At 73.7% G+C, this 19,233-nt stretch carries 21 protein-coding genes; 14 read left to right on the top strand and 7 right to left on the bottom strand.

The window, feature by feature from the left end:
• Window positions 1-11: 11 nt before the first annotated feature.
• The gene (locus tag ABZW10_RS27880; protein ID WP_355370881.1) at window positions 12-785 is read left to right on the top strand and encodes an SseB family protein; all 774 of its coding nucleotides are present in this window, start codon (window positions 12-14) and stop codon (window positions 783-785) included.
• Window positions 786-843: 58 nt separating this feature from the next.
• Here the strand turns inward: ABZW10_RS27880 and ABZW10_RS27875 are convergent, their stop codons facing one another.
• Window positions 844-1,221: a DUF1844 domain-containing protein gene (locus tag ABZW10_RS27875; protein ID WP_355370878.1), complete on the bottom strand. Its 378-nt coding sequence runs from the start codon at window positions 1,219-1,221 to the stop codon at window positions 844-846.
• Window positions 1,222-1,681: 460 nt separating this feature from the next.
• On the opposite strand from ABZW10_RS27875, the gene infC reads away from it, so the two are divergent.
• The 9 genes from infC to ABZW10_RS27830 all read left to right on the top strand — a co-directional run bounded on the left by infC (window position 1,682) and on the right by ABZW10_RS27830 (window position 11,172).
• A complete protein-coding gene (infC, locus tag ABZW10_RS27870) occupies window positions 1,682-2,407 on the top strand; it encodes a translation initiation factor IF-3 (protein WP_355370948.1) in 726 nt (241 codons plus the stop codon).
• A 139-nt stretch (window positions 2,408-2,546) separates the two neighbouring features.
• Window positions 2,547-2,741 carry a 50S ribosomal protein L35 gene (gene rpmI, locus ABZW10_RS27865; RefSeq protein ID WP_045701618.1) on the top strand — a complete coding sequence of 65 codons (195 nt, stop codon included), beginning with the start codon at window positions 2,547-2,549 and terminating at the stop codon, window positions 2,739-2,741.
• A gap of 109 nt (window positions 2,742-2,850) precedes the next feature.
• Window positions 2,851-3,246: a 50S ribosomal protein L20 gene (gene rplT / locus ABZW10_RS27860; RefSeq protein WP_030395970.1), complete on the top strand. Its 396-nt coding sequence runs from the start codon at window positions 2,851-2,853 to the stop codon at window positions 3,244-3,246.
• Window positions 3,247-3,344: 98 nt separating this feature from the next.
• Window positions 3,345-4,211 carry an RNA methyltransferase gene (locus ABZW10_RS27855; RefSeq protein ID WP_355370875.1) on the top strand — a complete coding sequence of 289 codons (867 nt, stop codon included), beginning with the start codon at window positions 3,345-3,347 and terminating at the stop codon, window positions 4,209-4,211.
• 116 nt (window positions 4,212-4,327) lie between these two features.
• Window positions 4,328-5,431: an ATP-binding protein gene (locus ABZW10_RS27850; protein ID WP_355370872.1), complete on the top strand. Its 1,104-nt coding sequence runs from the start codon at window positions 4,328-4,330 to the stop codon at window positions 5,429-5,431.
• A 248-nt stretch (window positions 5,432-5,679) separates the two neighbouring features.
• Window positions 5,680-6,801 carry a phenylalanine--tRNA ligase subunit alpha gene (gene pheS / locus ABZW10_RS27845; RefSeq protein ID WP_355370869.1) on the top strand — a complete coding sequence of 374 codons (1,122 nt, stop codon included), beginning with the start codon at window positions 5,680-5,682 and terminating at the stop codon, window positions 6,799-6,801.
• Window positions 6,801-9,302 carry a phenylalanine--tRNA ligase subunit beta gene (pheT, locus tag ABZW10_RS27840; RefSeq protein WP_355370867.1) on the top strand — a complete coding sequence of 834 codons (2,502 nt, stop codon included), beginning with the start codon at window positions 6,801-6,803 and terminating at the stop codon, window positions 9,300-9,302. Before pheS ends, pheT begins: the two co-directional genes overlap by 1 nt.
• Before the next feature lie 185 nt (window positions 9,303-9,487).
• A complete protein-coding gene (locus tag ABZW10_RS27835; RefSeq protein ID WP_355370864.1) occupies window positions 9,488-10,333 on the top strand; it encodes a chitosanase in 846 nt (281 codons plus the stop codon).
• A gap of 107 nt (window positions 10,334-10,440) precedes the next feature.
• Window positions 10,441-11,172 (top strand): hypothetical protein, encoded by a 732-nt coding sequence (locus ABZW10_RS27830; RefSeq protein ID WP_355370861.1) that lies wholly within the window; start codon window positions 10,441-10,443, stop codon window positions 11,170-11,172.
• 427 nt (window positions 11,173-11,599) lie between these two features.
• Here ABZW10_RS27830 and ABZW10_RS27825 read toward each other — a convergent pair whose 3' ends face one another.
• The gene (locus tag ABZW10_RS27825) at window positions 11,600-12,475 is read right to left on the bottom strand and encodes a 3-hydroxybutyryl-CoA dehydrogenase (RefSeq protein ID WP_355370859.1); all 876 of its coding nucleotides are present in this window, start codon (window positions 12,473-12,475) and stop codon (window positions 11,600-11,602) included.
• A gap of 295 nt (window positions 12,476-12,770) precedes the next feature.
• Here ABZW10_RS27825 and ABZW10_RS27820 point away from each other — a divergent pair, with 295 nt between their 5' ends.
• Window positions 12,771-13,589, top strand: a complete 819-nt coding sequence (locus ABZW10_RS27820) for an SDR family oxidoreductase (protein WP_355370856.1) — start codon at window positions 12,771-12,773, stop codon at window positions 13,587-13,589.
• Window positions 13,590-13,659: 70 nt separating this feature from the next.
• Here ABZW10_RS27820 and ABZW10_RS27815 read toward each other — a convergent pair whose 3' ends face one another.
• Together ABZW10_RS27815 and ABZW10_RS27810 are read right to left on the bottom strand one after the other, a co-directional pair.
• On the bottom strand, window positions 13,660-14,658 hold the full coding sequence (locus tag ABZW10_RS27815) for a 2-dehydropantoate 2-reductase N-terminal domain-containing protein (RefSeq protein WP_355370853.1): 999 nt from the start codon (window positions 14,656-14,658) through the stop codon (window positions 13,660-13,662).
• A 50-nt stretch (window positions 14,659-14,708) separates the two neighbouring features.
• Window positions 14,709-15,605, bottom strand: coding sequence for a polysaccharide deacetylase family protein (locus tag ABZW10_RS27810; RefSeq protein WP_355370851.1), 897 nt, complete (start codon window positions 15,603-15,605; stop codon window positions 14,709-14,711).
• A gap of 278 nt (window positions 15,606-15,883) precedes the next feature.
• On the opposite strand from ABZW10_RS27810, the gene ABZW10_RS27805 reads away from it, so the two are divergent.
• The 3 genes from ABZW10_RS27805 (at window position 15,884) to ABZW10_RS27795 (ending at window position 17,928) form a co-directional block, all read left to right on the top strand.
• Window positions 15,884-16,771, top strand: a complete 888-nt coding sequence (locus ABZW10_RS27805) for an SAM-dependent methyltransferase (protein ID WP_355370848.1) — start codon at window positions 15,884-15,886, stop codon at window positions 16,769-16,771.
• Window positions 16,768-17,313, top strand: coding sequence for an HD domain-containing protein (locus ABZW10_RS27800; protein WP_355370845.1), 546 nt, complete (start codon window positions 16,768-16,770; stop codon window positions 17,311-17,313). The genes ABZW10_RS27805 and ABZW10_RS27800 overlap by 4 nt, the downstream gene beginning before the upstream one ends.
• Window positions 17,314-17,418: 105 nt before the next feature.
• On the top strand, window positions 17,419-17,928 hold the full coding sequence (locus tag ABZW10_RS27795) for an FBP domain-containing protein (protein WP_355370842.1): 510 nt from the start codon (window positions 17,419-17,421) through the stop codon (window positions 17,926-17,928).
• A 69-nt stretch (window positions 17,929-17,997) separates the two neighbouring features.
• On the opposite strand, the gene ABZW10_RS27790 is transcribed toward ABZW10_RS27795, so the two are convergent.
• The 3 genes from ABZW10_RS27790 to ABZW10_RS27780 all read right to left on the bottom strand — a co-directional run bounded on the left by ABZW10_RS27790 (window position 17,998) and on the right by ABZW10_RS27780 (window position 19,206).
• A complete protein-coding gene (locus tag ABZW10_RS27790; RefSeq protein ID WP_355370839.1) occupies window positions 17,998-18,249 on the bottom strand; it encodes a hypothetical protein in 252 nt (83 codons plus the stop codon).
• 146 nt (window positions 18,250-18,395) lie between these two features.
• Window positions 18,396-18,770 (bottom strand): S4 domain-containing protein, encoded by a 375-nt coding sequence (locus tag ABZW10_RS27785; protein ID WP_355370836.1) that lies wholly within the window; start codon window positions 18,768-18,770, stop codon window positions 18,396-18,398.
• Between the two features lie 31 nt (window positions 18,771-18,801).
• Window positions 18,802-19,206, bottom strand: coding sequence for a VOC family protein (locus ABZW10_RS27780; protein WP_355370833.1), 405 nt, complete (start codon window positions 19,204-19,206; stop codon window positions 18,802-18,804).
• Window positions 19,207-19,233 lie beyond the last annotated feature (27 nt).

Raw genomic sequence — 19,233 nt, 5'->3', positions numbered from 1 at the left:
GGGTCGGCCGGGTGGACCGCAAAGACTTCTCCAACCCGGCGTTCGTCGGCAAGAACATCCCCGACCCGGGTTTCTCCGGCGACGACGGCACCGCCGACCCGGCGCTCGCCGCCGCGCTCGCCCGCTGGGCGCAGGACCGCGCCGCCGAGCCCGAGGTGCTCGCGGCGCTGACGCCCACCCGGCTGATGGTGCCGATCGTGGCGATCCTCGGCGAGGTCGAGGTGGACGCGAACGGGCACCGCCACGAGAAGACCAGTGACATGGCCGTCCCGGTGCTGGAGGCCGCCGACGGGCGGCGCGCGCTGCCGGCCTTCACCTCGCTGGAGTCGCTGGCCCGCTGGCGCGCGGACGCCCGTCCGGCGCCGACCGCCGCCCCGCAGGCCGCGATGGTGGCCTTCTCCGAGCGGGCGGACACCCTGCTGGTGGACCCGGCCGGGCCGGTGCCGTTCCAGCTGTCCGGGGCCCGGCTGCGGGCGCTGGCGGAGAACCGGCCCTACCTGCCGCCGGCCGCCGACCCGCAGGTGCGCGAGGCGGTCCGGGCGCTGCTGGCGGCCGAGCCGCAGGTGACGGCCGGGCTGCTGGCTCCGGCGGAGGACTCGGACGGGGTGCTCGCGGTCCTGCTGGACCCGGCGCTGGACCAGGCCGGGATGCAGGCGGCCGCGCAGCGGGTCGGGCAGGCGGTGGCCGCCGACCCGGTGCTGCGGGTGCGGCTGGACCGCGGGCTGGACCTGGCGGTGCTGCCGGCGAGCGCCGGGCTGCCGGGCGAGCCGCTCTACCGGCGGTAGGAACGGCACGGTTGCGTCTCGCGTGTCACGTGACACGCGGGACGCAACCGTCGGGGTCTCAGGAGTAGACCGGACCGGTGAACTTCTCGCCCGGCCCGGTACCCGGGGCGTCCGGGACGATCGAGGCCTCGCGGAAGGCCAGCTGCAGCGAGCGCAGGCCGTCGCGCAGCGGCGCGGCGTGGAAGTTGCTGATCTCCGGGGCGCCGGCGGTGACCAGTCCGGCCAGCGCGGTGATGAGCTTGCGGGCCTCGTCGAGGTCCCTGTCCTTCTCGCCGCCCTCGGCGAGGCCGCACTTCACGGCGGCGGCGCTCATCAGGTGCACCGCGACGGTGGTGATCACCTCGACGGCCGGGACCTCGGCGATGTCCCGGGTGAGGTCGTCGAAGCCGATCGCCTCGTCGTCCGCGGCGGGGTTCTGGGTGGGCTCGCTGCTCAAAGGTGGCTCGTTCCGTCGTGCCGGTGTCCGTACACAGGGAGCGTACAAGCCGGGGTGCGCGGGGGCGGAATAGCGTTCGACCCCCCGGCGCTGTATGCTTCGAGACTGACCGGCCAGACGTCCTCACGGAGGTCCGGCCAGCAAGTGGAGGCTCCACCCAGGAGGCCCGAGAGGGCAACCGCGAAAGTCTCCCACCTGATCGGCCTCACGGTCGACGGGTCCGGTCCGCGACAGGCGCCCAGTGTGCCGACAGTCGCCGCAGCGCCCCTCACCGGGTGCCGCCCCCGGTTGTGTGGAGCCCCGCTTGTACCGAGCGGGGCTTTTTTCGTGTCGCGGTGTGAACGGCCGAACGGAGCCGGGCACAGCGCAGCACGAATGAAGCCCCGCCCAGTGGTCGAGTCCACTACGTGCGACCGCCGTCCGACGGCCGCATCGCAGAAGGTGCAACCGAGGAGGCCCCATCAGCACCGAGCCCCGCATCAACGACCGGATTCGCGTCCCCGAGGTGCGACTCGTCGGTCCCAGCGGCGAGCAGGTCGGCATCGTGCCGCTTGCCAAGGCGCTGGAGCTCGCGCAGGAGTACGACCTCGACCTGGTCGAGGTCGCGGCGACCGCCCGGCCGCCGGTGTGCAAGCTCATGGACTACGGCAAGTTCAAGTACGAGTCGGCCATGAAGGCCCGTGAGGCGCGCAAGAACCAGGCGCACACGGTCATCAAGGAGATGAAGCTCCGGCCGAAGATCGACCCGCACGACTATGACACCAAGAAGGGTCACGTCGTCCGGTTCCTCAAGCAGGGCGACAAGGTCAAGATCACGATCATGTTCCGCGGTCGTGAGCAGTCCCGCCCCGAGCTGGGCTTCCGTCTGCTCCAGCGGCTCGCCGACGACGTCCAGGACCTGGGCTTCGTCGAGTCCTCGCCGAAGCAGGACGGCCGTAACATGATCATGGTTCTCGGCCCGCACAAGAAGAAGACCGAGGCGATGGCCGAGGCTCGCGCCGCCGCGGACGCCCGCAAGGCCGAGCGTCTGGGCCGCACCGCCGGTGCGGACGACGACATCGCCGAGTCCGACGAGCCCGCCGAGGCCCAGGACGCCGTCGAGGCCCAGGACGCCGCCGCCGAGACGGAGGCCCCCGAGGCCGCCGCTCCGGTCGAGCAGCCGGCCGAGGCCTCCCAGGGCGCCTGACCTCCCCAGGTCAGGAAGGTCCGGGAGACCGGCCACCAGGGTGACGGGGCACCCCGCCCGGTCACCGCAGATCCATCCTTCACGCCCGCGCGGCGCACACCGCGCGGGCGTGGACGGACCGACGAGGAGATACGGCGAAATGCCGAAGCAGAAGACGCACAGTGGCGCCAGCAAGCGCTTCAAGATCAGTGGCTCTGGCAAGGTGCTGCGCGAGCGCGCCGGCCGCCGCCACCTCCTGGAGCACAAGCCCTCCACGCTGACCCGCAAGCTGGCCGGGACGATCGAGCTGGCCCCCGCCGACGCCAAGAAGATCAAGAAGCTTCTCGGCAAGTGATCGCCCTCCCGCCCGGCGCGAGCCGCGTGCGGGGCAGCTGATCCTTCCCGACCCATTCGAATGACGGACCACGTGAAGTAGTCCGTGGTCCAACCCAAGGAGTAATCAAGTGGCACGCGTCAAGCGGGCAGTCAACGCCCACAAGAAGCGCCGGGTCATCCTGGAGCGCGCCAGCGGCTACCGCGGCCAGCGCTCGCGCCTGTACCGCAAGGCCAAGGAGCAGGTCACCCACTCGCTGGTCTACAACTTCAACGACCGCAAGAAGCGCAAGGGCGACTTCCGTCAGCTGTGGATCCAGCGCATCAACGCTGCGGCCCGTGCCAACGGCATCACCTACAACCGCTTCGTGCAGGGCCTGAAGGCCGCCAGCGTCGAGATCGACCGCAAGATGCTGGCCGACCTGGCCGTCAACGACCCGGGTGCCTTCGCCGCCCTGGTCGAGGTGGCCCAGAAGGCGCTGCCGGCCGACGTGAACGCCCCGAAGGCCGCCGCCGACGCCGCCTGATCTTCCGAGATCGGTTGAGCTCTGACCGGACCCGCAGGCTCGCCTGCGGGTCCGGTCCTGCTTTGCTCCCTCCTTCAGCGCCTCCGGAGAACGAGACCATGCCCAGCACCGACACCCCCCTGCTCACCTCCCTGCGTTCGCCCCGCGTGGTCGCCGCCCGGCGGCTCGCCAAGCGGAGCCAGCGCGGCAAGGAGCGCCGCTTCCTCGCCGAGGGCCCGCAGGCCGTGCGCGAGGCCGTCGCCTTCGGCAGGCTGCCGGGCACCGGTGAGCACGCCGTGGTCGAGGTCTACGCGACGCCGGACGCCGCCGAGCGGCACGCCGGCATCGTCGAGGCCGCCCTGGCCGAGGGGCTGCCGGTGCTGACCGCCACCGACGAGGTCGTCGCCGAGATCTGCGACACGGTGACCCCGCAGGGCATCGTCGCGCTCTGCCGCTTCATCGACACGCCCTTCGCCGACGTGCTCGCCGCACGCCCCCAGCTGGTCGCGGTGCTCGCCCACGTGCGCGACCCCGGCAACGCCGGTACCGTGCTGCGCACCGCCGACGCGGCCGGCGCGGACGCCGTGGTGCTCACCGACGCCTCCGTCGACCTCTACAACCCGAAGGCCGTGCGGGCCTCGGTCGGCAGCCTCTTCCACCTCCCGGTCGCCGTCGGCGTGCCGGTCGAGGAGGCGATCGGCCGGCTGCGCGAGGCCGGGGTGCGGGTGCTCGCCGCCGACGGCGCCGGGGAGCGCGACCTCGACCGGGAGCTCGACGAGGGCACCCTGGGCGCGCCGGGCGCATGGGTGTTCGGCAACGAGGCGTGGGGGCTCCCGGAGGAGACCCGCGCACTGACCGACGAGGTCGTGCGCGTGCCGATCCACGGCCACGCCGAGAGCCTCAACCTGGCCACCGCCGCCGCCGTCTGCCTCTACGCCTCGGCCCGCGCCCAGCGTTCGCCCGGCGGCTGCCGCGCCGAGCGCTGACCCGCGCGCCGGCCCGCGCCGGCAACTCGACGCGGGCCCTACTACCGGGGGCTGCGAGGCGCTAGGGTCTGCCTCGGTGGGGGGAAAGACACGGTGGGTAATCGGGGAGGACACCCATGGTCGGCAGCGGGGCAGAACTGGACCCGGACGACCTGCCGGACGGCCTGGTGGTCGCCGACGCCCTGGGCCGGGTGACCTGCTTCAACCGCGCCGCCGCCCGGCTGACCGGCGTGCTCCCGCAGGCCGCGCTCGGCAGCGAGCTGGAGGACGTCCTGCCGCTGGAGGACCTCGACGGCCGCCGCTGGTGGCAGCTGACCGACCCGTACGGCGGCCTGGCGGTGCGCACCGGCCAGCCGGAGCGCAACCTGCTGCTGCCCGGCGGCCGTGAGGTGCTGGTCTCCGCCCGCTACGTCCGCGCGCACCCGGGCGGCCCGCTGGAGCGGCTGGTGATCGCCCTGCGCGGCACCGAGGCGCGCCGGCGCACCGAGCGCAGCCACGCCGAGCTGATCGCCACCGTGGCGCACGAGCTGCGCTCGCCGCTCACCAGCGTCAAGGGGTTCACCGCGACCCTGCTCGCCAAGTGGGAGCGGTTCACCGACGGGCAGAAGCGGCTGATGCTGGAGACCGTGGACGCCGACGCCGACCGGGTCACCCGGCTGATCGCCGAGCTGCTGGACATCTCCCGGATCGACGCCGGCCGGCTGGAGCTGCGCAAGCAGGTCGTCGACCTGGCCGCCGCCGTACGCCGGCACGTCGAGCGCAAGGTCGCCACCGGCATCCCCGAGGACCGCTTCGACGTCCGGGTCAGCGAGCCGCTGACCGTGCTGTGGGCCGACCCGGACAAGGTCGACCAGGTGCTCGCCAACCTGCTGGAAAACGCGGTGCGGCACGGCGAGGGAACTGTCACCATCGAGGTGGCACCGGCCAAGGAGGTCGTCGAGGCCCCCGTCTGGGAGCGCCCCGGCGCCCCGCCCCGCATCGTGGAAGGCACAGCGGTCACCGTGAGCGACGAAGGCAGCGGCATCCCCGAGGAAGCGGTGCCGCGCGTCTTCACCCGCTTCTGGCGCGGCTCCAAGCGCGGCGGCACCGGGCTCGGCCTCTACATCGTCAAGGGCATCGTGGAGGCCCACGGCGGTTCGATCCGCGTCGACCGCGCGCCCGGCGGCGGCGCCCGGTTCCGATTCATCCTGCCCGCCGGGATCCCCGACTTCATGCTCTGAACGAGCGTGGACGGCAGGCACCGCCTGTCGCGGTCGGCCCACCGGGCGGGCTTGACGGCGGTCGCGCTACGCGCTGCGACTACACTCGACCTTTGGCGTTGTGGAACGCCCCGCGCGGCCGCGCCGCGGACACCCCGCCTCCCCGGTTCGGAGAACGGCTGCCCGTGCCCCGGCCACGCCGGGCGTGACACGAAGGCATGAGCCCCCTTACCTGAGCACGGACGAGCAGGAGCACGGGAAAGATAGAGATGTCGGCACCCAACAAGTCGTACGACCCGGTCGAGGTCGAGGCCCTCAAGCCCGAGGTGGTGGAGGCGGCCCGGGACGAGGCCGTCGCCGCGTTCGCCGCCGCCACCAGCCTCGACGAGCTGAAGCAGGCCAAGGTCGCCCACACCGGCGACCGCTCCGCCCTGTCCCTCGCCAACCGCGAGATCGGCGCCCTGCCCCCGCACGCCAAGGCCGCGGCCGGCAAGCTGATCGGCCAGGCCCGGGGCGCCGTCAACCAGGCGCTCGCCAAGCGGCAGGCCGAACTGGAGGCCGAGCGCGACGCCCGTGTGCTGGTCGAGGAGGCGGTGGACGTCACGCTGCCCTACGACCGCACCCCGCGCGGCGCCCGCCACCCGCTGACCACGCTGGCCGAGCGCATCGAGGACACCTTCGTCGCGATGGGCTACCAGGTCGCCGAGGGCCCCGAGGTCGAGGCCGAGTGGCTCAACTTCGACGCCCTCAACCTGGGCCCGGACCACCCGGCCCGCTCCATGCAGGACACCTTCTTCGTCCAGGCCCCGGACGGCTCCGCCGACTCCGGCGTGGTGCTGCGCACCCAGACCTCCCCGGTCCAGGCCCGCACCCTGCTCGACCGCGAGCCCCCCGTCTACGTGGTCTGCCCCGGCCGGGTCTACCGCACCGACGAGCTGGACGCCACCCACACCCCGGTCTTCCGCCAGGTCGAGGGCCTGGCCGTGGACGAGGGCATCACCTTCGCCGACCTCAAGGGCACCATCGAGCAGCTGGTCTCGACCCTGATCGGCGACGGCCTGGAGCTGCGCTGGCGGCCCTCCTACTTCCCGTTCACCGAGCCGAGCGCCGAGATCGACCTGCAGTGCTTCGTGTGCCGCGGCGAGTCGGTCGGCAACCCGGACCGCCCCTGCCGCACCTGCGGCTCCGAGGGCTGGATCGAGCTCGGCGGCTGCGGCGTGGTCAACCCGCGGGTGCTCGTCGCCTGCGGCGTGGACCCCAACCGCTACAGCGGGTTCGCCTTCGGCCTGGGCCTGGAGCGGATCCTGATGAACCGTCACAACGTCGCCGACATGCGCGACATGGTCGAGGGTGACGTGCGCTTCACCCTCCCGTTCGGGATGGAGATCTGATGCGCGTCCCGCTTTCCTGGCTGCGCGAGTACGTCGACCTGCCGGCCGGCGAGACCGGCCGCGACGTGGCCGAGCGGCTGGTCCGCGCCGGCCTGGAGGTCGAGACCGTCGAGCAGCTCGGCGGCGACCTCAAGGGCCCGCTGGTGGTCGGCGAGGTGCTCTCCATCGAGGAGCTGACCGGCTTCAAGAAGCCGATCCGGCACTGCTTCGTCAACGTCGGCGCCGCCAACGGCACCGGCGAGCCGCAGGAGATCGTCTGCGGCGCCAGCAACTTCGCCGTCGGCGACAAGGTCGTCGTGGTGCTCCCCGGCGCCGTGCTGCCCGGCCCGTTCCCGATCGCGGCCCGCAAGACCTACGGCCAGACCTCGGCCGGCATGATCTGCTCGGCCCGCGAGCTCGGCATGGGCGACGACCACAACGGCATCATCGTGCTCCCGCCCGAGTTCGAGCCCGGCACCGACGCCATCGAGCTGCTCCAGCTCGTCGACGAGGTGCTCGACATCGCCGTCACCCCGGACCGCGGCTACTGCCTGTCCATGCGCGGCGTGGCCCGCGAGGCCGCCGCCGCGTACGGGCTGCCGCTGGCCGACCCGGCGCTGCTCGACGTGCCGCCGGCCAACTCCTTCGGCTACCTGGTGAAGGTCAACGACCCGGCCGGCTGCGACCGCTTCGTGGCCCGTACCGTGGTCGGCCTCGACCCGGCCGCCAAGTCCCCGATCTGGCTCCAGCGCCGGCTCCAGAAGGCGGGCATCCGCCCGATCTCGCTGGCCGTCGACATCACCAACTACGTGATGCTGGAGGTCGGCCAGCCGCTGCACGCCTACGACAAGCAGCGCGTCGACGGCCCGATCGTGGTCCGCCGCGCCGAGGCCGGCGAGAGCCTCACCACGCTGGACGGCGTGAAGCGCACGCTGTCCGCCGAGGACCTGCTGATCTGCGACAACAGCGGCCCGATCGGCCTGGCCGGCGTCATGGGCGGCGCCTCCACCGAGATCCTCGACCCGGCCGCGGGCCCGGGCACCACCGAGGTGATCATCGAGGCGGCGCACTTCGACGCGGTCGCCATCGCCCGCGGCGCCAAGCGGCACAAGCTGCCCTCCGAGGCGTCCAAGCGCTTCGAGCGCGGCGTCGACCCCGAGGCCGCCCGCGCCGCCGCGCAGCGCGCCGTCGACCTGCTGGTGCTGATCGCCGGCGGCACCGCCGAGGCGGGCGTCACCGACATCGCCGCCCCGCACCCGGTGCGCACCATCACCATCGCCGCCGACCTGCCCGACCGGGTCGCCGGCACCGCGTACGGCCGCGAGACCGTCACCCGGCGCCTGCAGGAGATCGGCTGCTCGGTCGCCGGCGCCGACGTCCTGGAGGTCACCCCGCCGACCTGGCGCCCCGACCTCACCGACCCGTACGACCTCGCCGAGGAGGTCATCCGGCTGGAGGGCTACGACAACGTCCCCGCCCGGATGCCCACCGTCCCGCCGGGCAAGGGCCTGACCGAGGCCCAGCGGATGCACCGCCGGGTCGGCGTCGCACTGGCCGGCGCCGGCTACGTCGAGGTCAACAACTACCCGTTCGTCGGCGAGGCCGCCTTCGAGGCGCTCGGCCTGGAGGCGGAGGACCGCCGCCGGCGGACCGTCACCCTGGTCAACCCGCTGAACGACGAGGAGCCGGGGCTGCGCACCACGCTGCTGCCGGGCCTGCTCGGGGCGCTGCGCCGCAACGTCGGCCGCGGCAACACCGATCTGGCGATCTTCGAGACGGGCACCGTGTTCCTGCCGAAGGACGAGCGGTCGGTCGCCCCGCGTCCGGCCGTCGACCGCCGGCCCAGCGACGAGGAGCTGGCGGCGCTGGACGCCGCGCTGCCGCACCAGCCGCGCCGGGTCGCCGTCGCGCTGGCCGGCGAGCGGCTGCCCTCCGGCTGGTGGGGCAAGGGCGCGCCGGCGAGCTGGGCCGACGCCATCGAGGCCGCCCGCACGGTGGCCCGCGCCGCCGGCGTCGAGCTGACCGTGCGCCAGGGCCGGCTCATGCCGTGGCACCCGGGCCGCTGCGCCGAGCTGGTGGTGGCCGGCACCGACCGGGTGGTCGGCCACGCCGGTGAGCTGCACCCGCGCGTCGTCAAGGCGCTGGGCCTGCCGGAGCGCACCGCCGCGATGGAGCTGGACCTGGACCTGCTGGCCGCCGACGGCGCCGTGCGGGTCGGCGGCCCGGCGGTCTCCGGTTTCCCGGTGGCCACCCAGGACGTCGCGCTGATCGTCGACGACGCGGTGCAGGCCGCCGACGTGGAGGCCGCGCTGCGTGCCGGGGCCGGTGAACTGCTGGAGGCGATCCGGCTGTTCGACGTCTTCACCGGTGAGCAGGTCGGCGCGGGCAAGAAGTCGCTGGCGTACGCGCTGCGGTTCCGCGCCGGGGACCGGACGCTGACCGCCGACGAGGCGAGCGCCGCCCGCGAGGCGGCCGTCGCCGAGGCCGTCGCCCGCACCGGCGCGGTGCTGCGCGGCGCCTGACGCCCCGTCGGAAGGGCCCCGGCCGGATCACCGGCCGGGGCCCTTCCGCGTGCTGAGCCGTGCGATTGCGGACCGTCCCCTTGCGCCGCGCCCGGCGTGAACGCTTCAATCAAGTTAGGAAACTTTCCTAACTCCTCGTCGGGTCCGGCCGCCCCCAGGCCCGGACCAGGGAAACGGAGCGTCAGATGCGTACCCAGCACCGCACCGTCCGCACCGCCCGCCTCGCCCTCGCCGCCCTGCTGGCCGCCGCCCCGGCCACCGTCGCGGCCGCCGGCACCGTCCACGCCGCCCCCGTCGCGGGCACCGTCCGGCTCGCCGCCGTCGGCCTGGACGACCCACACAAGAAGGACATCGCCATGCAGCTGGTGTCCAGCGCCGAGAACTCCTCCCTCGACTGGAAGGCCCAGTACAAGTACATCGAGGACATCAACGACGGCCGCGGCTACACCGCCGGCATCATCGGCTTCTGTTCCGGCACCGGCGACATGCTCGAACTCGTCGAGCACTACACCGACCTCGCGCCGGGCAACCTCCTCGCCAAGTACCTCCCGGCGCTGCGCAAGGTCAACGGCACCGACTCGCACGCCGGCCTCGGCTCCGCCTTCGAGAAGGACTGGGCCACCGCCGCCAAGGACACCGTCTTCCAGCGGGCCCAGAACGACGAGCGCGACCGCGTCTACTTCAACCCCTCGGTCAAGCAGGCCAAGGCCGACGGCCTGCGCGCGCTCGGCCAGTTCGTCTACTACGACGCCATCGTGATGCACGGCCCCGGCTCCGGAAGCGACAGCTTCGGCGGCATCCGCAGCGCCGCCATGAAGAAGGCGAAGACCCCCGCCCAGGGCGGCGACGAGGCCACCTACCTCAAGGCCTTCCTGGACGCCCGCAAGGTCGTCATGAAGAAGGAGGCGGCGCACGCCGACACCAGCAGGGTCGACACCGAGCAGCTGGTCTTCCTCAACGCCGGGAACTTCGACCTCAACCCGCCGCTGAAGTGGAAGGTCTACGGCGACAGCTACGCCATCAACAGCTGACCCGCCGCCGGGCGGTGGCGGGTGCGTCCGGCGCCCGGCCGGGCCTCCCGCCACCGGCCCGTTTATTCGGATGACGCCCGAACGGACGCGCTGGTAGCGTCCCCGACGTGGCCAAGCTGAACCAGATCATCGCCGTCGAAAAAGGCGTCAAGTCGAAGTCCTTCCAGGAGCTGACGCAGTCCCACCAGGACCTGCAGAAGCCCCCGCTGCTGGCCGGCATCTCCCGGACGTACCAGCCCAAGGACGAGGAGGGCGAGCAGCTGCCCCCCGAGTCCACCCGCGTCCAGGTCAAGGCCGAGGACGTGCTGCGGGCCACGGCCACCACCCTGACCCGGCTGTTCGACGTCACCGCGACCAAGGACTGGGCCAATACCGAGGCCCGCGCCGACGTCGTCGTCGACGGTCGCACGCTGGTCGCCGCCGCGCCGGTCACCTACCTGCTCTTCCTGGAGAAGCAGCTCACCGACCTGCGGACCTTCGTCCGCAAGCTGCCCGTCCTGGACGCCGCCGAGGCCTGGAGCCACGACCCGTCCACGGACTCCTGGAAGACCGAGGCGGTGCGCACCATCCGCACCAGGAAGGTGCCGCGCAACCACGTCAAGGCCGAGGCCACCGAGAAGCACCCGGCGCAGGTCGAGGTGTACTACGAGGACGTCGCGATCGGCTACTGGACGACCGTGAAGTTCTCCGGAGCCCTGCCCGCCCGGCGGGTCAACGAGCTCCTGGAGCGGGTCGAGAAGCTCCAGCAGGCCGTCCAGTTCGCCCGCGAGGAGGCCAACGGCGCCGAGGTCGACGACCGGCGGGTCGGCGACGCGGTGTTCGGCTACCTGTTCGGGTAGCCCCACGAGCCCCCCGGGTGAGACCGGGGGTGGCGCGAAAAGCGCAAGCTGACACTGAAGTTGAAGCTGATACCGGGGAGACGGTGGGGGTTCGATTCCCTCCTCCGGCACCACGTGCCGGAGTGGCCCAAATGGCAGAGGCGCCCCGTAAGACTCAGACTCTCGCTCAAGTCTCAGCATTCGCCGCCGAGCGCCGGATCGACCGGGTGTGTGCTACAGCGTGGGATGCGGGTTCGACTCCCGTCTGCGCCTCTCCGCGGCGCGGTAGCTTCAATGGCAGAGCAACGCTGTGAAACTGACCCACACCCTTAAACGTGCCGGTGCGCAGCAATTGGGTGGCACACCAGGGGCCCGGGAGCTGGATACCGCTCCCGGGCCCCGTCACGTCCGCGCCGACCGCCGACCGCCGACGGCAGACCGTCGGGCGTCAGGCGGTGGCGGTCGCCGTGTAGTCGTAGAAGCCGCGGCCGGACTTGCGGCCCAGCAGGCCCGCGTCCACCATCCGCGACAGCAGCGGGGGAGCGGCGTACAGCGGTTCCTTGTACTCGTCATACATCGACTCGGCGATCGAGACGATGGTGTCCAGGCCGATCAGGTCGCACAGCCGCAGCGGGCCCATCGGGTGGGCGCAGCCGGCCTCCATGCCCTTGTCGATGTCGGAGGCGGTCGCCACCCCCGACTCGAACATCCGCACCGCCGACAGCAGGTACGGCACCAGCAGCGCGTTCACCACGAAGCCGGCCCGGTCCCGGGCCCGGATCGGGGCCTTCTGCAGCACCTCGGTGGCGAACGCCTCCGCCCGGTCGGTGGTGGTCGCCGAGGTGGTCAGGGTCGGGATCACCTCGACCAGCTTCTGCACCGGCGCGGGGTTGAAGAAGTGCAGGCCGATCACCTGTTCCGGGCGGGAGGTGGCGGCGGCCAGCTTCACGATCGGGATCGAGGAGGTGTTCGAGGCGAGGATCGCGTCCCGGCGCTCGACCACCCGGTCCAGGGTCTCGAAGATCTTCACCTTGATGTCCGCGCGCTCGGCGACCGCCTCGACCACCAGGTCGCGGTCGGCGAAGTCCGCCAGGTCGACGGTGAACGCCAGCCGGGACAGTGCCTCGTCCCGCTGCTCCTCGGTCAGCTTGCCGCGCTTCACGGCGGTGTCCAGCGAGTTGGTCAGCCGGGCGCGCCCGAACTCCAGCGCCTCCCCACTGGCCTCGGCGACCAGGACGTCCAGCCCCGCCCGGGCGAACACCTCCGCGATGCCCGACCCCATGAGTCCGCAGCCGATCACTCCGACGCGCGCGATGTCACTCACTCCGTTGCCCTTCGGTGGTGCTGGGGGTCGCCCAGCGACAGATGGCCCAGCAGCTGCTGTTCGGCGGTGCGGGACACCGGTATGTGCGGACCGGTGCACCGTCCCGACGACGTTACTACTCCCTACCGGCGAGTAGGTCATCCCCTCCCCGGCCGGCCCGGCGGCCGGCGCCTTCCCCCGAACGGGTGGGTCCGCCCGCGTCGCGGGGGCGCCCCGGCGACGCCCCGGCCGCCCGGACGACAGAATGCGGGGCCTGACCGCGGGGTGGTCACCAACGGACGGAGGGAGCACGGGCATGCCGACGGGATCGCTCACGGGACAGGTCGGCCTGGTCACCGGCGCCGGCCGCGGCATCGGCCGGGAGATCGCCGTCGGCCTCGCCGCCGAGGGCATGGCCGTCGGCCTCGTCGGCCGCACCCACGAGACCCTCACCGACACCCTCAAGGAGTGCGTGCGGCACGGCGCGCGCGGCGTCGCCGTCACCGCCGACGTCACCCGCCCCGGCTCGGTGCGCGAGGCCGTCCGCCTGATCGAACGCGACCTCGGCCCCGTCGACCTGCTGGTCAACAACGCCGGCCAGGTCGACCGCGCCGAGGTCCCGCTCTGGGAGACCGACGTCAACCAGTGGTGGCAGGTCGTCGAGGTCAACCTGCGCGGCCCCTACAACCTGCTGCGCTGCGTCCTGCCCGGCATGGTCCGGCGCGGGCGGGGGCGCGTCGTCAACCTCAACTCCGGCTTCGCGCTGCGCCCCGACGGCCACTACACCGCGTACGCCACCTCCAAGGGCGCGCTGCTCCAGCTCTCCGACAACCTCGCCGACTCGCTCGCCGAGCACCATGTGGTGATCCTCGACATCAGCCCCGGCGCGGTCGCCACCGACATGACCGCCGGGATGCCGATGTTCCGCGACACCAAGGACTGGGGCTCCATCCCGTACATGGTCGCCGTCACCGTGGACGCCGCCCGCGGGCGCTTCGACGCGCTGCACGGGCGCTTCCTGCACGCCGGGCGGGACGACCTCGGGGAACTCGTCCGCCGGGCCGAGGAGATCCGCGCGGCGGACGCCCGTACGCTGCGGCTGCGCCCCTACGGGCCCGGCGATCCGATGGGCTGACGCGCCGGACGGCCGGACCGTCGGCGCCACCGGTCGGGCACGCGGGCGGGCGAGCGGACGGCCGGCCCGGTCACAGGGCGGTGAGCACCGACAGCTCCTCGGCGGTGAGCGAGCCCGGCGCCCGGCCGGCGCGGGCGAACTCCCCGGCCAGCCGCTGCAATGCCTCGTTGAGCGGCGCCGGCACCCCGTGCAGCCGGCCCAGCAGCACGATCTCGCCGTTCAGGTGGTCGGCCTCGATCGAGCCGGTGCCGCGCGCCAGGCTCTGCCAGGACGACGAACCGCTGCGCTCCTCGCCGGCCACCGGCTCCAGCCGCAGCGTCGCACGCGCCAAGCGGACCTGCTCGGCCGGGTCCCGGTGGGCGATGCCGGCGGCCGCCAGCACGGCGACGCCCTCCGCGACCGCCCGCTCCCGCAGCGCCCGCAGCTCCTCGCCGTCGGTCCCACCGGCCACCGCGTCCAGCGCGTTGCCGAGGTTGCCGAGCAGCTTGGTGTACTTCCAGCGCATCACGTCCTGATCCACCGGGGCGCTGAAGCCCGAGGCGGCGAGGTCGGCGGCGATCGCGGCGGCCCGGGCGCCGCCGGTGCCGGACGGGTGGCCGCCCAGCCACAGCACCCCGCTCACCGGGGTGCCGCCCGCGCTCACCCGGCCGGGCGCCAGATGGGTGGACGGCATCCACACGCACATCGCCAGCACCTCGCGGAACAGCCGCAGGGCGAGACGCTCGTTCTCCACCCCGTTCTGCGCGCACACCAGCGGCAGCCGCTCGGCGGCCGTGCCGCCCCCGGCCACCGGGCACGGCGCCCAGGCGGCCAGCGCGGCGGCGGTGTCCTGCGTCTTCACGGCCAGCACCAGCACGTCGTCCGCCCGCAGCGCCACCTCCCGCGGCCCGCCGACGGCCGGGATCCGCAGCGTCCGCACCCCCTGCGGGGTGCCGAACCGCAGGCCGTCCGCGCGCAGCGCCGCCAGGTGCGCGCCGCGCGCCACCAGCACCACGTCGTGCCCGCCCTCGTGCAGCCGGGCACCGATCGTGCCGCCCACCGCACCCGCCCCGATGATGATGTACCGCATCCCCGAAGCATCGCACGTGCCCCGGGCGCCCCGCGGGCCCCGGGGAGCGGTCAGGCGCAGAGGCGGCTCGCGGTCACCGGGGCGAGGCCGGCCTTGCCGAGGCCGTCGAGGATGCCGGGCAGCGCGTCGACCGTGCAGCGGTGGCCCAGGTGCAGGGCGACCACCGAGCCGCCGCGCACCGAGCCGAGCACCCGGCGCTGCAGTTCGGCGGCGCTCGGGTCGGCGTAGTCGCGCGGGTCCACGTCGAAGGAGAGCACGTGCTCGTAGCCGACCGCCCTGGCCTGCTCCCGCACCATCGGCGTCGCGTACTGGGCGGCCGAGGGGCGGAACCAGCGGCCGATCGAGCCGGTCAGCCGCTGCAGCCGCTCCGCGCACTGGGCGATCTCCGCGCGGGCCTTGTCGGGTGTCATGGTCGAGATGTTCTGGTGGTTCTGGGTGTGGTTGCCCAGCTCGTGGCCGCCGTCCAGGATCCGGCGGGCCATCTGGGGCTGCTGGTCGAGCCAGCTGCCGACGACCATCACGGTGAGCCCGACGCCGCGCTGTTCGGCGATCTCCAGCAGCGCGGTGGCGAGCGCCGGGTCGCCGCTGCCGTGGAAGGTCAGCGCGACGTTGCGGCCGGTGCGCGGCCCGTACGCGACCTCGACCGGGGTGCCGGGCGCCAGCGGCGGCAGCACCGGCGGGGTGGGCGGCGCGGTGGCGTCCGCGGTGGGCGGGGCGCTCGCGGCGGCCGTGGCCGCGTCGGGTGCCGGCGAGGCCGGTCCCTCGCCGGCGGCCCAGGCCGGGTCGACGGTGCCCGACGGGTCCACCGGCCCCGGACGCGTGGCGAACGTCCCCGGGTCGGCCCGGCGTCGGCCGGTGTCGCCGCAGGCGGTGAGCAGGCCGCCGACGGCGGTGAGGGCGGCCAGTTTGACGGTGGTGCGCAGGACGGTGCGCCGGTCGGCAGTCATCGGCAGCCAGCATAGAGACGACGTCACCGGGTGGCGACCGCCGGCGCCGTCGGCCCGGAGTCGCTCGCGGACCGTCGTTGACGTGCACACACATCGCTGTTCGGATACTGCGGAAACCTGAACTTCCGCTGTTTGGGCGGCGTTTCGTCGGTTACGATCACGGCGCACCGCGCGGTGGGGGCCGCCACCGGCCGCCGGCCGGTCGCGGGGCGGGGGACAGGACAGGAACCGTCCGGCAGGGGACACTGCGGACGTCGTGGAACACCAGGGGGCGGCAGATGAGTGAGGACAGGACGGCGGCGCTGGGCGTCACCGGCACCGACTGGGACTGGGCGCGCGCCGAGGACTGGCAGCCGCCGACCGAACTGGACACCGGGGTCCCGCACACGGCCCGGATGTACGACTACTACCTCGGCGGCAAGGACAACTTCGAGGCCGACCGCACGGCCGCCGAGGCCGCCATCGCCGCCTATCCGGCGCTGCGGCTGCTGGCCCGCACCAACCGCGAATTCCTCGGCCGCGCCGTCGAGTTCGCGGCCGGCCGGGGCATCCGGCAGTTCCTCGACATCGGCACCGGCATCCCCGCCGTCGGCTCCACCAGCGAGGTCGCCCGCCGGGTCGCCCCGGACGCCCGGGTCGTCTACGTCGACAACGACCCGATCGTGGCCACCCACGCGCGCGCCCTGCTCGCCGGCCACCCGGCCGGCCACACCTCCGTCATCGAGGCGGACCTGCGCGAGCCCGAGGCGATCCTCGCCCACCCGGCCCTGAGCGCCGCCGTCGACCTCGGCGAACCGGTCGCCCTGATGCTGGTCGCCGTGCTGCACTTCATCCGCGACGAGGACGGCGCGGAGCGGATCGTGCGGACCCTGCGCGACGCGCTCGCGCCGGGCAGCGCGCTGATCCTCTCGCACGGCAGCCCCGACTTCGCCTCCCGGGAGAGCGCCGCCGAGGGCACCCGCGTCTACCGCAGCGCCAGCGCCCCGCTGGTGCTGCGCCCGCGCTCGGCCGTCGAACCCTTCTTCGGCGACTTCGAGTTCGCCGGCCCCGGCCTCGTCCAGCTCCCGCTCTGGCGCCCCGAGGCCGGTCACATCCGCACCGCCGACCTCCCCGACGGCTGGCAGGACGTCTCGGCCTACGCGGGCGTCGCCTTCAAGCGCGGATGACCGCCCGAACCCCGCCCCTGCCCGAGGCCGCGGCCGTCCTGCTGGCGGCCGTCGACGCCCCGCCCCGGCTGACGGCCCATCTCGGCCTGGTGCACGAGGTCGCCGGGACGATCCTCGACTGGTGCGCCGGGTACGGGGTGCCGGTGGACCGGGAGGCCGTGCTGTTCGGCGCGGCCACCCACGACATCGGCAAGGCCGTCCACCGCGAGGAGCTCTCCGTCCCCGGCTCGCTGCACGAGCGGGCCGGGTACGAGCTGCTGCTCGCCCACGGCGTGCCGCAGCGCCTCGCCCGCTTCGCCGGCACCCACGGCGGCTGGGGCGAGCCCGGCACCACCGTGGAGGACCTGCTGGTCAGTCTGGCCGACAAGGCGTGGAAGGACGGCCGGGTCCGCGACCTGGAGGACCGGGTGGTCGCCCGGCTGGCGCGGGCGGCCGGATGCGAGTCCTGGGAGGTGTTCCTCGCCCTCGACGACCTGCTGACCGGGATCGGCGCCGACGCCCCGCGGCGGCTCGCCGTCCAGGCCGCCCACCCGGTGGCCTGAGCGCGGCGGGGCGGCGGGGCGGCGGGCGGTTCGGGGCTCGGGGACGGTGGGGGCGCGCGGAAAATCGGGAGACGGGTGCGGCGGGGCGGTGTTAGCTTGCCGGGCATGCGAGCGCTGACCGACCCCGAGATCCGTGCGTCCTTCGTCAACTGTTCCAAGGGCGAGGCCCGGCGGCTCAACCTGCCCCGAGGGCTCGCCGAACTCCCCTGGGAGGACCTCGACTTCCTCGGCTGGCGGGACCAGGGCGCGCCCGACCGCGCCTATCTGGTCGCCGAGCACCGCGGCGAGCTGGTCGGCGTCACCCTGCGGGTGCCCTCGTTCCGGCGGAGCATGACCAAGACCAACGTCTGCTCGCTGTGCGTCACCGCCCACGCGGGTTCCGGCGTGGCGCTGCTCACCGCCCGCCGGGCGGGGGCGGCGGGGCGGGAGGGCAACACCGTCGGCACCTACATCTGCGCCGATCTCGCCTGCTCGCTCTACGTGCGCGGGCGCAAGAACTCCGCGGCGGTCACCCGCCCCAACGAGTCGCTCCCGCTGGAGGAGCAGATCGCCCGGACGCTGGCCAACCTGGACGCCTTCCTGACCCAGGTCCGCACCGACACCCTGGCCGCCTGACCCGCGTCGGCGCCGCCACCGCCGGACCGGCCGGCGACGCGGTGCGTCGCCGGCCGGTCCGCGGCGCGATCAGGCCCAGATGGAGAGGCGGGCCGTGTACGGCGGGAAGTCGAGGACGTCGCAGAAGTACGAGACCGCCTGGCCCCGGGCGACGTAGGCCCTGCCCGCGGCGTGGCACGCGTCACCGCTCGGGTACATGCCGACGTAGACGTAGCCGGTCGTCTTGGTGGTGGACGCCTGGGCGGCCGGGGCGGCCATCAGGCCGCCCGCCGCGAGCAGGCCGGCCAGGGCCATGGTGGAAACCGCCTTGCGCATTGCCATGCCGGTGCTTTCCTTCCTCGGACACGAGCGCCGGACTGCCCGCCCGGCGCTTCGCAGCGAGCCTCCTCCGTCGCCGGATCCAGGGCAATGGTCGAGACCAATTCGGCAGGAACCTGCCGTGGCCGGTGCGGCTGCCGGGGCAGTTGCTACCGCCGCCGCAGCTCGTCCATCTCCCGGCGGTCGCGCTTCGTCGGCCGCCCGGCGCCCCGGTCCCGCACGCCGGGCGCGGCGACGAACTCGCGCGCCGGGCGCGGCGGGCTGTTGTCCACCAGGCACTCCGTCGCGACCGCCGCGCCGACCCGCTTGCGGATCAGCTTCGTCACCACGACGACCCGCTCCCACCCCTCCACGCGCACCCGGACCTCGTCACCCGGCTTCAGCGCCTGCGCCGGCTTGGCCCGCTCGCCGTTGACCCGCACGTGCCCGGCCTTGCACGCCGCCGCCGCGGCCGACCGCGTCTTGGCCAGCCGCACCGACCAGATCCAGCTGTCCACCCGGACGCTTCCCTCGTCTTCGACCATCCTCCGAGCTTAGGGCCCTGGCCGCCGGGCGTCAGCGCCGGCCGGGCGCCTCCTGGACGGCCCAGCCGTTGCCGTCCGGATCGCTGAAGAAGACGAACGAGTTCCACACCTCGCCCCGCCCGTCCACCCGGTCCCCGTCGTCGAAGTGCTGCACCGGGCTCACCTCCACGCCCCGCGCCACCAGCTCCGCGTGCGCCCGGTCGATGTCCGGCACCACCAGCTGCAGTCCCTTCAGCGAGCCGGCCGGCGCGTCCGTCAGTCCCGTGCCCACCACGATCGAGCAGCTGGAGCCGGGCGGCGTCAGCTGCACCACCCGCACCCCGTCCCGGATCCGGCTGTCGTGGTCGACGGTGAAGCCGACCCGTTCCTCGTAGAAGAGCTTCGCCCGGTCGACGTCCGTCACCGGGACCACCACCACTTCGAGCTTCCAGTCCATGGCCGCGCCCCTTCCGTCGGGCCCTCC

This window comes from Kitasatospora sp. NPDC004723, from assembly GCF_040609255.1.
Lineage (GTDB): Bacteria > Actinomycetota > Actinomycetes > Streptomycetales > Streptomycetaceae > Kitasatospora.
The sequence above is the reverse complement of the archived record's forward strand: the minus strand, read 5'-3'. Positions and strand labels throughout refer to the sequence as shown.

Coding starts and splice junctions, on each gene's coding strand:
- ABZW10_RS27785 (WP_355370836.1), bottom strand. CDS start 18,770: ATGGTCGAAGACGAGGGAAGCGTCCGGGTGGACAGCTGGATCTGGTCG.
- ABZW10_RS27815 (WP_355370853.1), bottom strand. CDS start 14,658: ATGCGGTACATCATCATCGGGGCGGGTGCGGTGGGCGGCACGATCGGT.
- ABZW10_RS27795 (WP_355370842.1), top strand. CDS start 17,419: ATGCGAGCGCTGACCGACCCCGAGATCCGTGCGTCCTTCGTCAACTGT.
- ABZW10_RS27780 (WP_355370833.1), bottom strand. CDS start 19,206: ATGGACTGGAAGCTCGAAGTGGTGGTGGTCCCGGTGACGGACGTCGAC.
- ABZW10_RS27835 (WP_355370864.1), top strand. CDS start 9,488: ATGCGTACCCAGCACCGCACCGTCCGCACCGCCCGCCTCGCCCTCGCC.
- ABZW10_RS27810 (WP_355370851.1), bottom strand. CDS start 15,605: ATGACTGCCGACCGGCGCACCGTCCTGCGCACCACCGTCAAACTGGCC.
- rpmI (WP_045701618.1), top strand. CDS start 2,547: ATGCCGAAGCAGAAGACGCACAGTGGCGCCAGCAAGCGCTTCAAGATC.
- ABZW10_RS27805 (WP_355370848.1), top strand. CDS start 15,884: ATGAGTGAGGACAGGACGGCGGCGCTGGGCGTCACCGGCACCGACTGG.
- ABZW10_RS27800 (WP_355370845.1), top strand. CDS start 16,768: ATGACCGCCCGAACCCCGCCCCTGCCCGAGGCCGCGGCCGTCCTGCTG.
- ABZW10_RS27855 (WP_355370875.1), top strand. CDS start 3,345: ATGCCCAGCACCGACACCCCCCTGCTCACCTCCCTGCGTTCGCCCCGC.
- pheT (WP_355370867.1), top strand. CDS start 6,801: ATGCGCGTCCCGCTTTCCTGGCTGCGCGAGTACGTCGACCTGCCGGCC.
- pheS (WP_355370869.1), top strand. CDS start 5,680: ATGTCGGCACCCAACAAGTCGTACGACCCGGTCGAGGTCGAGGCCCTC.
- ABZW10_RS27850 (WP_355370872.1), top strand. CDS start 4,328: ATGGTCGGCAGCGGGGCAGAACTGGACCCGGACGACCTGCCGGACGGC.
- ABZW10_RS27790 (WP_355370839.1), bottom strand. CDS start 18,249: ATGGCAATGCGCAAGGCGGTTTCCACCATGGCCCTGGCCGGCCTGCTC.
- ABZW10_RS27820 (WP_355370856.1), top strand. CDS start 12,771: ATGCCGACGGGATCGCTCACGGGACAGGTCGGCCTGGTCACCGGCGCC.